Here is a 13,021-nt window from a genome sequence, read left to right as displayed (position 1 = left end):
TTATTTACCTCCTTTCTTCGTTATTTACTGAATCAGCAAAGTCCCACAGTGACTTCGGACGGTCTTTTGCAGACCTTGCGCTCATAACTTCTTTTAGCGTTTCAAGGTCAGCATTTTCACAATCTTCAAGTGACATATGTGCCCACACTATGAGCTGCTGTTCTTCAAAGTTCATATCTTCTAAGGCTTCCTGCCACATCTCGACAGGATCTTCATCTTTAATCTTCGCTTTTGTCGCTGTCCGCACCTAAGATATTTGCACAAATTTCATTAACCAAATCTGTAATATCCCCTGAGTCCGCTTCCTCTAGTTCATCAGCCTTCTTCTTGGTTAAGCCTAAAATTTCTTTCAAAAAGCCAACAAAACCATCAAGCAACTCAATTTGTCGATTAAGAGAGTCGATTAAGGTCTGACCATTTTTTTCGTCAAAGTTCTCAATCGCTTGACCTACTTTAGCCAACTTCAACTGTGTTTTCATACATAGCTTCGTATTTTTGAAAGTTTTCTCTACTTTTAAATCTTTGCTTAATCCTACTTTTGAACCGTCTACAATAATTGAACTCATAATTTTAAAATCCTTTCGAAAGAAAACGACCAGATTAAAACTGGTCGTTAATTGTTGTTTTGTAATCTAAATTGTTGCCACCACACCCACCACAGCTTTTTAAAAGTTAAGGCTTACTTGATGGACTTGTAGGGCTAGTAGGTTGACTGTTATTGCCACCTGAAGCCGCCTTGTCATCTGTGCCAGTGATATATGCAATCATTTTGTCGTAGTCAAAGTCAGGGCTGTCCGAGTAAAACTTCGCATACAGCAACTTGTCGCTTGGACGTGCTTGCGCTGCCAGTGCGAAAGCATCATGAGCTACAACAGGACTTTCGGTATCAGTTTGCATATTGAGATTACCACCTGTGGTGAAGGTTCCCATTGGGAAGGCAAAATACAGGTCAATATTTTTGTTGGTATTGCGTGAGTGACAAATAATGCCGCCAAGAACAACTTGACTATCCTTTTGCTCAACACCACCAAACTTGCCCTTTTCAAGGCCGATGAGTGTGTCGTAAATATTGTGCGGAATGTCGTTTGCACCCAACGCAATTGACGGGCTGGCCACACCGATAGTCTGTTCTGCAACTGCATTTGAGCCATAAACCTTGGTTGCTGTTGCCGTCAAGTTTGAAATTTCAGCTTGAGTAGCACCCAAAGAACTTTGCAAGTCAATCTTGAAAAGTCCAGGCTTTCCCATATTAGTGGTTAAGCCACCTGCTTCTGGCGTTGTGGCCAGCTTTCCATCACTATCTAATCTGAAAACGATAATATCGTTTAATCCTCTGATTTCCATTTATTTCTCCTTATAATTTCTAAAATAAAAAATTTTCAATTTCTGATGAGTTTCTGGTGTCACTTGAATTGGACCAGAATATTCAACAGTCCAACCGGCATTAAAAAAAGCATCCATAATTCGGTCGTTAATTTCATCAATTGAGCCGTTAGCTTTAGGACCCTTATAAATATGCAAATCCACTGCACTGATTGTCCCAACCGGTCTATTGCTACCATACACATTAATCAAATTACCAATATCAGTAATCAATATATCTGTTGTATTATCTGCAATTTCTTTATTTTGTGGGATAAAAAAAGAATAGACATTGTCTATTCCCTTAATGTTTGATGATTTTAGAATACTAGCAGCATCACTAACCACGGTCATTGATGCATCACCTTCTTGTATTCAGCTAATTCAGCTTGTAAAACGGCATCCCTAGCCTGGAGCTCTGCGCGCTCCATGAAGTGCATGTTTTCTACTCGTAATTGAGAGGGTTCACCTGCTCCTTCATTGACGAACTTGGCAATCATGGCCGAATATTTACTTCCCCAACCGACACTAGTATCGCCAGTCATCACTCTATCCATCGTCCAGCCCGGTTTGAAGGTGATGTCGTCAGCTATGTGTTTAGTTTGACGACCTTTTCCTTTACCAGCCCTTTTGCCTTTCTTCGAATAATCCCGCTCAGAGCGAGGGGTGTTCCTTTTCAGCACTTCTGCATAAGCCAACGCTCCAGCACCAGTGATTTTTGCTCTATCATTAGCCGATAGCTTAGTAGCGCCCTCCATTTGTTTAGCCCAAGTTTCAAGTCCTTCAGCTAGGTCAGCCATTTTTATCCACCTCCCTTAAAGATAGTTGGTCATAAGCAGTTGGGTTATTGTATGGGTCTTGATTAATACTGGTGATTTCATAGACTTTATCACCTATACGAGCTTGCGTAATACCAGAATAGTCAGGACGATGCCTAATCACATACATGCGACTATTGGTCACACCTAAACCTTCTTGCTGGATAATTTGAGAAGTTGAAAGTGACCATTGCCCAGCTAATATCTGATAGCTAGGGACAAAGCCTTCAATCGACATCCCATCTTCGTCTTCACCAACTTTTCCAGTAGTACCAAGCTCCATGATAATGTTAAGCCGATCAGCGTTCTGTAGTTGAACCATTATTTTCCTCCACATAAAGATCATAAAGACCCCGTAACTGACCAATTATCTGTTCAGCAGTAGTGCTGACCGTGGCACTTGTTGGATGATTAAACCAATTCGATGCAACAGCATTACATGCAGTTGTATAAAGCTCTTTGACTTCATCTTGCTTAAAGAATCCATCTGCTTCATTGCCAATAGAGGACTGAACATAATGTTCTGCTGCTCTAAGATATGCTTCCATACGTCTCTTAGTGGCATCATCCAGCAATGGGTCATCATCTAAGAAGCCTAATATTCGCTGTAAACCATCACTGAGTTTGAGCATTGGCTCCATGATTACTTACCAGATGGTTGACTAGCAGCTACTGCAGGTGTCTGGTCCTTAATCTTTTTAAAGGTGCCAATTGCGTATGCACCTTCATCAATCAACTCAACATCAAAGCGGTCAATCACTCTAATCTTTGTCAGGTCTTTTTCAAAAGCTCCACCACCGATATTCGTAACCATTAGCGTCATACGTTGGTAGTCATACAAAGTAACCGCCATCTTGAAGTTACCGAAGTAGAGAGGATGGGCACCGTCAATATCTGGCAAGAACTTATCAGCAACTACCGTTACTTCGTGACTGCCAATCCGCTTAATTTCTGCTTGAGTTGGGTCAGGCTGGATTAAATAGCGGCCCTCTGCATCCTTAACCTTGGATAAAGCGTTAAAACCAGATTGGTTAGTGAGATAAGTAGCTGTATCTTGAATTAGCGGATCCAGAGTGTTGTTCTCTAAGTCCTTGATACCGTCAAAATCGGTAATTGACGCCTTCTTCGGAACCTTGCCAGCCTTACCGTTGTTAAGTACATCAAGGATCTTGGCATTGCGAGTGATAACATCCTTCTTCGCAATCCAGTTTTCAATCCAAGCCAAAATATTTTCTGCGGTGTCCTTAAGCAGAGTATTAGTGATAGTAGAAATACCAGCGTAGCGGTGAATTGTATATTTGACAATAGTGAGTGCCGGATCATCATTATCACCAATCGTTGCCGTCTCATCGTCCAAGTCTGCTAATGCCGTAACATCACTCAATTTTTCATAAACTCGCGAACCACTTGGCACACTGACATTCTCAACGTTAACCAAGCCCTCAAGTGACGTGAATGATCTGATTAGCTTGTGGATGGCTGTCTGCACATCTACCGGGATAGTTAAGCCTGCATTAGGACCGGTATCTTGGGAATTCTCTGGTAAAATACCCGACGTGACCATGTTCTTAAAATCTGAAATAAACTCATCAGCAATTTCGCGTGCCTTTTTAGCTGAAATAACCTTTTCTGGTTTACCAGGATTATTACCACCAACTGGTGAGATAGGAGCCTTAGCATTTTTACGCGCTTCGTCCAAAGACTTTTGGGCAAAATTACGCACTTTAACCGCTTGACTCAACTGATTAGTGATATTTGTAATATCTTCGTCAGAATAAGCTTCCGGATCAGCCACCAACTTGATAGCCATTTCTTCCTGCTTATTTTGTAACTCTTCTACTTTGCTACCTGCTGAATCCCGAGCGGTAGCTAACTCATTAATGTTATCGTTCATTATTTTCCTCCAAATAAAAGACCAAGCTTATGATTGATTTGCTTGGTCTGATTTAAATCTTTATTATTTTCTGATTCTCTTACTGACTGTTCTTTAGACTTAGCAGCTTGCGAAAGCAGCTGCTTAAACTCCATCATCTTGCTTTCGTCAAAATGTGGAACAGTTACCGCTGCATTTAACATCGGTGATGCAACTTGATTTTGCTTAGCGTTGTTAAATTCCATCATTCCGTCGGCAAAGCCTTCTTGGATGGCGGTTTTGGCGTTCATCCAGGTGGTTTGTGACATTAAGCGATAGATTTCTTGCTTGTCCTTACCGGTTTTCTCTGCGTATGCATCAACAATTGACTGGTCCAACTGATCAAGCGCCTGTTTACCACTCGCAAAATCATCCGTGTTGCCTTCTGCCGAACTCATCGCCCGGTGAATCATCATGATTCCCATTGGTGACATCAGGACTTTATCCCCTGCCATTGCAATGATTGATGCCGCGGAGTCAGCTTCACCAACAATATGAACTTCTACAGTGCCCGAATAGGCCTTTAGGTCCGTATAAATCTCAGCTGCTGGGCTCGTATAGCCGCCTGGGCTGTTGATTTCAACAATTACATCTTCATTGCCGGAATCTTCCAAGTCACGTTTAACTTTTGATGGATAGGCATAGTTATCATCGCCAAAATACGACATGACTTCGCCCATTGCATTGCCGATGACTGGTCCCTTAATTTGTATCTTCTTCAATAACCTCACCTCCTTTACTCTTAAAAGTAGTAGGCTTAGGCAAATCTGACGGCAAATAGCCTATTTTTTGCAATACGTAAGTAGCCTGATTGCTTGCCAAAGCGCTCTTATTTGCCAGTCCTGCCACAGTGTCTGCGTATGCATCCCCAGTAGCGTCAATTGCCGGCCGAATATCAGCAGTGATAGTTGCATTCAACTTTCTATCCAGTTCACTGACAATTGGTTGAACATAGCGATTAAGTGCTTGAGCATACTGACTGCCCATCATCTTGACACTTGACTGCTGATCTCCCTGACCATTCAAGTAGCTATCTGGAATACCATAAACTTTAGCGACTTGTTTACTGGTCCAATCGACCTGACTAAGCAGCTGGGCTACATTGGACTTGACTTCTAGTGGTGTGTATTCTTCCAGATCATCAATTACAGCTGGTCCACCGTCGCTATTATCCAATTGCCATTTAAACTTACGCGAACGTGCTGCTCTAGCTTTCGCATCAAGCAAACCACCGTGTTTTACAGCTAAAACTCCGTTAGCAGTTACTGACTGCTTAAGAGCATTCATTGTTAGCTTGTTCGAGGCATCCTTAATGTCTAACTCATTCACTAACGCCGTCAACGGAGATATACCAACCATTCCGCCTGTTTTTGACATCAGGCGAATATGGATTATGTCCACTTGAGGGACGTTACTGAAAGTTCCAAACTTTGGCTCGTCAAAATCAATGTTATAGACCAGACCAGAACCGTCATCCAGCAGCATTGGCTGCACCTGAGACGGTCGTAAATATTCCCAGCGTAAGTCTACGCCGTTAATATTGCGCCAGCGGTAAGCATAAGCATTGCCGTCTAGCAGCAGTTGAGCGAACATGCTCTGCCAAAAAGAAAAGCCATTAGTCGTGCGACTAGGGCTTTTGATTAAGGATTGAATTCTGTCTGTGCTGGCTTTTAATTGCACGAGCGCTAGGTCACCTGAAAGCTGCATAATTAACGAAAAAATATCTGAGTTCTGCAACGCTTTATCAGCTGACACATAGCTATTTGACTTGGCAACTAAGAAATTGATTGTATCCTCATCTTCGCTCAGCGAAAATGCAGGTTGTGGTGCCGCTCTTGAATTTTTGGTCGATAAATTGAATATTGGCATCAGCTATCACTTCCTTTCTTAGTCGGAATACGTTCAGTAATCCAAGCTGTCACAATTAATGCAATTCCTAGCACTATAAAGCCAAATGGCTGATTAATTAAAAAAGCACCATATGTAAAACTCACGCATGCTGCTAAATAAAGAATCAAATCAATTACTTGCCAAACTAATTTAAATAAATTACCAATCATCATTTTCTCCTATCAATCCTGAGTCCGGGTCTTCAAACCACGCCTTTACTTGCTCTTCTGTCATCCGGTCAACTTCACCAGCTTTGGAATTAATATCAGCATTCTCATCGAATACATACATCGCTTGGTACATGGCATCAACAATTGCATCGACCACATCAATCTTAAGCGTGGCCTTGTCCTTATCGACCTGGATGCCAATCTTGTCTTGTTTAATAACTGCATTGAGCAGCGCTTTGGTTAACACCGGATCATTTGCCGACCTAACCTTGTGCGTCACATAGAGTTCCTGCAGGTATTTGGTAGGGTCAGCCAACGCCGAAGTCCGTTGTTGAATATCCATAATATTCCAGCTGGTATTAACGTTCAGTGACTCAGTGATGTTTTTAACCTGATAAGAACCATAGCGGTCATAGCCAAAGAAACGTACTTTTAGGTCATGTTTTTCAACAAAGTCAAGTAGCCAGGTGTAAATCTGTTCCGGATTAATAATCCCGTCTGGGTGCGCAGTTATTGTGCAGTACCCTTCTTTTTCAAGGTCCCGATATGGTAAACCGTCCTGACTCTCCTTGTTATCAATGCTACCGGCATGCTGCCACGGTATGAAACTATGCTGCATGGTGTAGAATCGTGGTTCGCCGGTTTCTTCGTCCTGATACGGGAAAACAAAGCCCAAAGCCGTGTTATCAGAGAACATTGAGTAGTCGAATCCAATAAAGACATCACGTCCATCGATTTTAAAGTCCTCTGTAATCGCATCCTGCACATCTCGATAATTCAAGAAGCTAGACGTTGACTGCTTAAGCCATAAATTCAAGTTCTTATTTTGGAACTTGTGCAAAGTGTTAATTAACTTAGCTTGGTCTCGCTGGTTAACTAGATTCTTAGTCCGCCGTTCATGTTCTTCTGGCGAAAGATTAATTAGTGGATTAGACTTAGCCCAAGTTTCAGGCTTGTAGGTCTCTTCCAAGCTGTCCTGTGCCCAAACACAACAGAGAGTGTTGTCGCCCTCCCGCTTGTAGTCCTCTTCCATAATGCGCTGCATTGTTTTTTCTTCTTCATGAAACGGACTTGTGGGGTCAGGATATGCCGATGAAATCTTGATAAATTGGTGGTAAGGCACAACCTGTGCCTGGCCATCAGTAATATCAGAAATACGATTAAAATCTGTTAGCGCCCCAGCTTCATCGTAGATTGCCAAAACATTGTGAGTTGAATCGTATTTATCGGCTTCATAAGAGATTTTCAAAATCCGATTATTAGTCTTCTTTTGGATAATCTGATTTGTTTGTATTTGCAAATCGACATCTTTGGCAAAACTTTTAAAAGGCTCAACGTCAATAACTGACTCGAGCATTTTTCTAATGTAGCCAAATAGCTTGTTAGATTGGTCGCTTGTGTTGGCAGAAATCATAAAGTCCTTGTTGGTATAACCAAGGGTATCGACTACAAATGCTTTACACATCTGAATGCCGGCAAGCTGTGTCTTACCCTGACCACGTCCAATAGAGATATGCGCTTCAGTAAACCGTTGTTCACCATGCTTATCCTTCCAGCCATTTAGCTGCGCCAAGACAAACTTTTCGTAAGGCATCAGCGGCAGCGGCTTGTGGAGGTCAACATCAGGTATTATCTGAGCCAGCTTCAAGGCGATTTTTTCTTCCTTTACATCATAGTGATAAGGGAAGTCGGCATCACCTTGCCGCTGCAGGTCACGCAGGTGTCTAAAGGCATGTAGCTTTTCAAGGTAGCCCACAACGCTATCAGGCTTAAATACATCAAAACAGTATTTAGTACCTGGGTCAGTATATTTTTTCTTGATGTCTGACCAATCTATTGTCTGAAAGGCACCGTCAACATCCCTAGTAGAAGTTAAATCTATCTTCATCTTCCACCTCCTTTGATGATTTAAAAAGGGCGCTCGCCCTTGTCGGGTCGGGCGAGCGCCCTTGCGGTTTGCTACTTCTTGAGAAGCACTACAAGAAGCAGTATAATAATGAGTGTTAAGTCAAGCTCTATCATGCAATCACCCGCGCTGAGCATGAGCGCAACTTGTTGCGCTATAATGCGAAGAGGTGATTGCTTACACGGCAAACCGCAAAGAGCTTTTTCCCGTCAGGGGATGCAAAAGAGAGTCAGTATGATGTACATGCTGACTCTCTTTTTTTATTTGATAATATTTAGCAGTTTAAATAAAAAATAAACGACCCAAATATTTACTGATCTGCTTACTAGTGCTGCCATCACATTTGAAAAAGCATCAGCACTATCCATAGGCTTTTTTTCATCACCTAAATATTTAAAAATTGAATGTAAATAAAGAATTAGCAGTAATGCTAAACCCCAAAACTTACTCATTAAAAAACTCCTTAAAATTCTTGCTTGCGTCCTTATCTTCTTCCGGCTTTTCAAAATCTAAAAGCTCCGCACGAGCCCTTGGACTTAAGCCCAGGTCCTTTCCAATAGCACTCATACGATTAATTGCATCAGACATCATTGGATAGGCAGGATTCTTTTTGAATCCAATAAATTCTGGTTCACCCATTTGCTCGCCGTTTTGTGGATTATGGTGTGTTTTATAGACTGCTTTCTGAATACCTTCATTTTTGATGCTTTCATACGATTTTCGATATACGTCGTAGGACGAGCAATATTGCTGAAGTAGATATTCATCTGCTCGAACAATTTGCGAATTTTTGTTCAAGTAATTAGCCAGCTTTGGCCACAATCTTTTTCCGTAATTATCGAGCCATTTTGGTGGTTGTGTAGGCACCTTCAGGCTTGATAGATCAACCTTTGTCGTTTTAGACCCCCCTATCAAAAAAGTTTCAAAATTTGGTTTGTCACGCGAGACGATGACACTGTAGCGGCTCCTCTATGGCGAAATTAGGGGCGGGGGTGTTAAATTATCCCTCGCATGTCTAACCTAGCCGCCTGAGTTAGAGCTGCTCACAAAGCCTTATACGAGCTCACACAGCATTCATCATCTTAGTGATAGTTTCAACGTCCGTAATCTCTTCGCTATTAGTCAGTGTGCCATGTAACCCTGTACCATAGTAAGATTGCTCCCACCTGGTCTTCTTGGCATGGCAGTCACGGCAGCATGTCACCAAGTTGTTGACGTCTCTCATCTTGGACATGTCGAACTCGATCGGCACGACATGATCCACTACGTTACCTGACCTAGCCTTACAGTATTGGCATAGCGAGTAGTCTCGGTTAAATACTACCTGGCGCAAGTTAGTCCACTCTTTTGTGTGATAGAACTTGTTTTGCTCTGCCTTGGTTTCGTTCCGCTTGCGTATGACATGGTTATACTTCCACGTTGTATGCTTGTTACCATGGCGTCGATAGTGTTCTCTGCGCTCCAGGTATTCTTGCTCATGTTCAATATGCTGCTTGCAGTAATGGTTTGGCATTGAAGCGAACTCATGGCACCCATTAAAGCGGCATCGTCTTACTCTTGGCATGGCATGCCACCTTTTCTTTTACGACAAACAAAAAGCCAAGCAGTTAATTGCTTAGCATTTTTATTATTTCTTATCATCCTTAAAATATCCCGGATATTCATAATTTGTTTTCAACAGCATCCCACAAAATTGAATTAATAATTCGGCTTCTTTTTTATTGCCAATTACAAGCCTATGATTCACTTTATTCGCGTACTCTCTTATTTTATCAACCCATACTTCACTATTAGCGGTTATATAATTTTTATTTTCTAAATAATCCAAGTATTGAGTAAATGGAAGCCTCTCTTTTGCACCAAAGCTCACAGCCACATGCATCAAAAGCTTTCGGCAAAGCATATCAACTGCAGTATATGCTCCAACTGAAAAGCAATCGCGCGCTTCTTCATACACATCTTCCACTTCTTTAGGAACATTAGCTATTGACTCGCCAACTTTATTATTAGGTATCTGAGTAACACCAGCATTGGAAATATAAATAAATGTTGGCAATTTACAGTTTGTACAAATATATATACCGGAAGCCGGTGTATAATAACCCCCATGCCTTAGCAAAGGCATCCCCTCAGTAGAAGTTACCAAGCTTTGGCAATAACCGCACTTGTAAGTCTTTTTAAGGTTTTTCTGTGATGCCCAAGTGATATTTCCACTAAGATACTCTGTAGTAAATTCTTCTTCGTTTTGTCTCATATTCATTCACCTCAAAGCAATAGTACAAAAAACTAGCTGTTAAAGCTAGCTTTTTTTGAGGTAAATGTATTGTCCTTTCGGACTATGAACGCGGCGAGAATTGCACTCGCTTGCAAATAATATAATCGAATTGATTTACTTACATAAACTAAAAATATTAGCAACACTATGCACGTCCTGACACGCTCGCTATTGGTACTCTTTCTATACCAACGTTAAGGTCATCGCATGTCTATTACGGTGCCAGGAATCGAACCTGACTAATAACCATTACCGCAACTGTATACAAGAAGGATATAACGGTATTACTTCAGCATATGTCAAAAATTAATAATGCAATTAGTTTTACGTCGTCTCGGACGATTAACTATTAAGAGTTATCCTAGTCTTTCAACTATACATATTTTCGCACATTTCAATCCTCGTGCGTTCCTCCAAAATTCCTCGAATATTCATCGTAAATTCCTTCAAAATTCCTTTTGTAAATAATCAGGTTGATTTTCTCCTCAAATTGAAACTTGTCTTGTGTTGTGTTCCAGCTGTCCGCAAATTCATATAACGCTTTCTCACGATACTTAGGATAGGCATTGTGACTGATGTGCACATCTTGCCTTACCTGCCAATCTCTTTTTAGGTCAAGATACTTACTAATTAAAAGTTGTGGAGAAATACCACTCGTTTGCATCATCGCATACTTAATAGCTTGCAATGCGGTTAGTGCCGTCAATCTGGTAACTGCATTGTTTTCGCTATTGTTGATGCCATTAGTATTCATTGGAGCGTATGACAATTGTGGGCTTGATAGACTAACACCAGCACGCAAGCTCAGTCTTTGGCATTGCTTATATAAAAATCTATTTACATTCTTGGCTGTAGCTTCAACATCCGGGTCCGCCCAGAAGCCCAATTGCTCCATACTTAATCTATTCCTTTCACTTTAATTTTGCAGTTATCGATATATTGATCACCGTCTCTAAGTTGATGCCACCTGATTATTTTTCTTGGCTTTTTTAATCTGTATCCATATTTGCTGCACAGCCTGCGAGCCATAGCAGTATTGCTGATAGCATGATTAATTGGAAGACCAACATCAATTATTTTTTTACAGAATATATTCGACCGACCATCTTTATGTAGTACGTATCTAAAGCTAGGAACTTCTCTGAGGTGATGTTTAAAAAATATATTGTTAACTGTACTTTGGGGTATTCCATAAATATTAGTCATTTCATCTCGTCCAAAACCTTTTTCATGCAAATATAAAACTTTATCTTCATTTCGATAATAAATTTCTTCGATGTTTTCTACTCTTAAAATATTATGGATCTTTTTTAGTATCGGATTATCTGACGGAACCAAGCTTAAAGATCCGTAGTCATACTCTAATTCATGAATTAAACTATACGGAATATCCATAGCCAATCAGTCCTTTCTCCACTATCATTAATGCTTCCTGCTCACTCCTCGCGATTCCATGAATTACATTGTGTGCTACCAGATTATTATGGAAATTAATTTGTACTTGTTCAGGCTTGCCAGTCTCTGATTTTACTTCGATATAGAAAATTTGATTGTCTACCCAACGAAAGCCGTATAAATCAGGATGCCCAGGTGGCAATCCCGTATTAAACCAACTGCCATCGGCTTTTATTACCTTACCCACATTGGTCCGAAACACTGTACATCGATTAAAAGATAATGTTCGCATTATCTTTTTTTGAATTTCATGCTCTTTAATTGTTATCGCCTGCCTTTATAAACACTGACCATCTTGTATTTCCTCTATGGTCGCCTAAAATCGGTTTCTGACCTATCGCTTTAAATACTTCACTAAAAGGAATTTGATTATTGGACCATTTAAAAATCAGTGTCCCGGTTGGTTTTAAAACACGCATACACTCTTCAAAGCCTTTTCTAATGTAGCTCTGCCAGTCATCTTTTGGTAGACAACCATACTTAAGCTTTAGCCAGCTGTGCTCTCCTGCATAAATAAGATGAGGTGGATCGAATACTACTAAGTCGAACGTGTCACTTTCAAAGGGGATGCACCTGAAGTCAGCTACAATATCTGGCTGTATCTTAACCGTCCTAATCTGGCCACGATCTTCATACTCTCGACTTTCACTTCGTTTGTCCATGTATGTGGTATGTGACTCATGCTTGTCGTACCAAAACATTTTGCTGCCGCAACAGGCGTCCAAGATTTCCATTCTTACCACCCCAGAACCTTCCAAAACATATACTCTTTTATAGCTAAAGCCACTAGAGACAACGTCAATCCAACAAAAATCAAAGTAAGCCAAACTTCTATGCTATGCTTTTTATTTTTCTCATAAATAAATGCTGCCAAAATCAAAATTAGAGAAATTAAATTTATAGTGTTTACTACTATTCTCGCCATTCACTTTCCTCCAGCCAATCCATAAGCTCACGGTATTCTTTCTTGGTTATGTAGATTGGCTTTGCTAAATAATTGTTATTATTAGGTACTACGGCGAATGAGTATATTTTTCTAGAATCATACCAGGCTACCACATGCTTTGTGTTCAGCTCTGACCGTCTGATTGTTATCCCTTGGATAGTTATTTCGTCAGCTTCATTTGGCAATCTACCATAATGCTCACCATCTTTTAATCGGTATCCAGGTGGAACATGCCCCACGTACCACTCTTTACCTTCAGTGTCTTTACGCCATACTGCTCGTGCCAT

Annotated in this window: 22 protein-coding genes; all 22 read right to left on the bottom strand. The window is 40.9% G+C overall.

Annotated features, from left to right (window positions below; translation table 11 throughout):
- Positions 1–4: 4 nt before the first annotated feature.
- Positions 5–247: a hypothetical protein gene (locus tag AC2JF7_RS08340; RefSeq protein WP_500728234.1), complete on the bottom strand. Its 243-nt coding sequence runs from the start codon at positions 245–247 to the stop codon at positions 5–7.
- Positions 219–566 carry a phage tail tube assembly chaperone gene (locus tag AC2JF7_RS08335; protein ID WP_500728233.1) on the bottom strand — a complete coding sequence of 116 codons (348 nt, stop codon included), beginning with the start codon at positions 564–566 and terminating at the stop codon, positions 219–221. The genes AC2JF7_RS08340 and AC2JF7_RS08335 overlap by 29 nt, the downstream gene beginning before the upstream one ends.
- Before the next feature lie 106 nt (positions 567–672).
- Positions 673–1,344, bottom strand: coding sequence for a phage tail protein (locus AC2JF7_RS08330; RefSeq protein WP_500728232.1), 672 nt, complete (start codon positions 1,342–1,344; stop codon positions 673–675).
- Positions 1,345–1,716, bottom strand: coding sequence for a DUF806 family protein (locus AC2JF7_RS08325; protein ID WP_500728231.1), 372 nt, complete (start codon positions 1,714–1,716; stop codon positions 1,345–1,347).
- On the bottom strand, positions 1,713–2,162 hold the full coding sequence (locus AC2JF7_RS08320; protein ID WP_500728230.1) for an HK97-gp10 family putative phage morphogenesis protein: 450 nt from the start codon (positions 2,160–2,162) through the stop codon (positions 1,713–1,715). The genes AC2JF7_RS08325 and AC2JF7_RS08320 overlap by 4 nt, the downstream gene beginning before the upstream one ends.
- On the bottom strand, positions 2,155–2,502 hold the full coding sequence (locus AC2JF7_RS08315) for a head-tail adaptor protein (RefSeq protein ID WP_500728229.1): 348 nt from the start codon (positions 2,500–2,502) through the stop codon (positions 2,155–2,157). Before AC2JF7_RS08315 ends, AC2JF7_RS08320 begins: the two co-directional genes overlap by 8 nt.
- A complete protein-coding gene (locus tag AC2JF7_RS08310) occupies positions 2,480–2,812 on the bottom strand; it encodes a head-tail connector protein (protein WP_500728228.1) in 333 nt (110 codons plus the stop codon). The genes AC2JF7_RS08315 and AC2JF7_RS08310 overlap by 23 nt, the downstream gene beginning before the upstream one ends.
- Positions 2,813–2,823: 11 nt before the next feature.
- Positions 2,824–4,074, bottom strand: coding sequence for a phage major capsid protein (locus AC2JF7_RS08305; protein WP_500728227.1), 1,251 nt, complete (start codon positions 4,072–4,074; stop codon positions 2,824–2,826).
- A complete protein-coding gene (locus AC2JF7_RS08300) occupies positions 4,074–4,814 on the bottom strand; it encodes a head maturation protease, ClpP-related (protein ID WP_500728226.1) in 741 nt (246 codons plus the stop codon). The genes AC2JF7_RS08305 and AC2JF7_RS08300 overlap by 1 nt, the downstream gene beginning before the upstream one ends.
- Complete coding sequence (locus tag AC2JF7_RS08295) at positions 4,795–5,961, bottom strand: phage portal protein (protein WP_500728225.1); 1,167 nt, start codon at positions 5,959–5,961, stop codon at positions 4,795–4,797. The genes AC2JF7_RS08300 and AC2JF7_RS08295 overlap by 20 nt, the downstream gene beginning before the upstream one ends.
- Positions 5,961–6,155 carry a DUF1056 family protein gene (locus tag AC2JF7_RS08290; RefSeq protein ID WP_500728224.1) on the bottom strand — a complete coding sequence of 65 codons (195 nt, stop codon included), beginning with the start codon at positions 6,153–6,155 and terminating at the stop codon, positions 5,961–5,963. The genes AC2JF7_RS08295 and AC2JF7_RS08290 overlap by 1 nt, the downstream gene beginning before the upstream one ends.
- Positions 6,142–8,040 carry a terminase large subunit gene (locus AC2JF7_RS08285; RefSeq protein ID WP_500728223.1) on the bottom strand — a complete coding sequence of 633 codons (1,899 nt, stop codon included), beginning with the start codon at positions 8,038–8,040 and terminating at the stop codon, positions 6,142–6,144. The genes AC2JF7_RS08290 and AC2JF7_RS08285 overlap by 14 nt, the downstream gene beginning before the upstream one ends.
- Before the next feature lie 278 nt (positions 8,041–8,318).
- On the bottom strand, positions 8,319–8,510 hold the full coding sequence (locus AC2JF7_RS08280; RefSeq protein WP_500728222.1) for a hypothetical protein: 192 nt from the start codon (positions 8,508–8,510) through the stop codon (positions 8,319–8,321).
- Positions 8,503–8,925, bottom strand: coding sequence for a phage terminase small subunit P27 family (locus tag AC2JF7_RS08275; RefSeq protein WP_500728221.1), 423 nt, complete (start codon positions 8,923–8,925; stop codon positions 8,503–8,505). Before AC2JF7_RS08275 ends, AC2JF7_RS08280 begins: the two co-directional genes overlap by 8 nt.
- Positions 8,926–9,121: 196 nt before the next feature.
- Positions 9,122–9,622: an HNH endonuclease gene (locus AC2JF7_RS08270; RefSeq protein ID WP_500728220.1), complete on the bottom strand. Its 501-nt coding sequence runs from the start codon at positions 9,620–9,622 to the stop codon at positions 9,122–9,124.
- Positions 9,623–9,685: 63 nt separating this feature from the next.
- Complete coding sequence (locus AC2JF7_RS08265) at positions 9,686–10,312, bottom strand: DUF4145 domain-containing protein (RefSeq protein ID WP_500728219.1); 627 nt, start codon at positions 10,310–10,312, stop codon at positions 9,686–9,688.
- Between the two features lie 415 nt (positions 10,313–10,727).
- Positions 10,728–11,228, bottom strand: a complete 501-nt coding sequence (locus tag AC2JF7_RS08260; RefSeq protein ID WP_500728218.1) for an ArpU family phage packaging/lysis transcriptional regulator — start codon at positions 11,226–11,228, stop codon at positions 10,728–10,730.
- Between the two features lie 2 nt (positions 11,229–11,230).
- Positions 11,231–11,734 carry a hypothetical protein gene (locus AC2JF7_RS08255; RefSeq protein ID WP_500728217.1) on the bottom strand — a complete coding sequence of 168 codons (504 nt, stop codon included), beginning with the start codon at positions 11,732–11,734 and terminating at the stop codon, positions 11,231–11,233.
- A complete protein-coding gene (locus tag AC2JF7_RS08250; RefSeq protein ID WP_500728216.1) occupies positions 11,712–12,020 on the bottom strand; it encodes a VRR-NUC domain-containing protein in 309 nt (102 codons plus the stop codon). Before AC2JF7_RS08250 ends, AC2JF7_RS08255 begins: the two co-directional genes overlap by 23 nt.
- Positions 12,021–12,045: 25 nt before the next feature.
- The gene (locus AC2JF7_RS08245) at positions 12,046–12,522 is read right to left on the bottom strand and encodes a class I SAM-dependent methyltransferase (protein ID WP_500728215.1); all 477 of its coding nucleotides are present in this window, start codon (positions 12,520–12,522) and stop codon (positions 12,046–12,048) included.
- 2 nt (positions 12,523–12,524) lie between these two features.
- Positions 12,525–12,713 (bottom strand): hypothetical protein, encoded by a 189-nt coding sequence (locus AC2JF7_RS08240; protein ID WP_500728214.1) that lies wholly within the window; start codon positions 12,711–12,713, stop codon positions 12,525–12,527.
- Positions 12,701–13,021, bottom strand: a 321-nt coding sequence (locus AC2JF7_RS08235) for a hypothetical protein (RefSeq protein ID WP_500728213.1), incomplete at its 5' end; no start/stop codon positions are given. The genes AC2JF7_RS08240 and AC2JF7_RS08235, both read right to left, overlap by 13 nt.

The sequence above is a fragment of the Lactobacillus sp. XV31L genome, from assembly GCF_059900865.1.
This window is presented reverse-complemented; position numbering and strand designations above follow the sequence as displayed.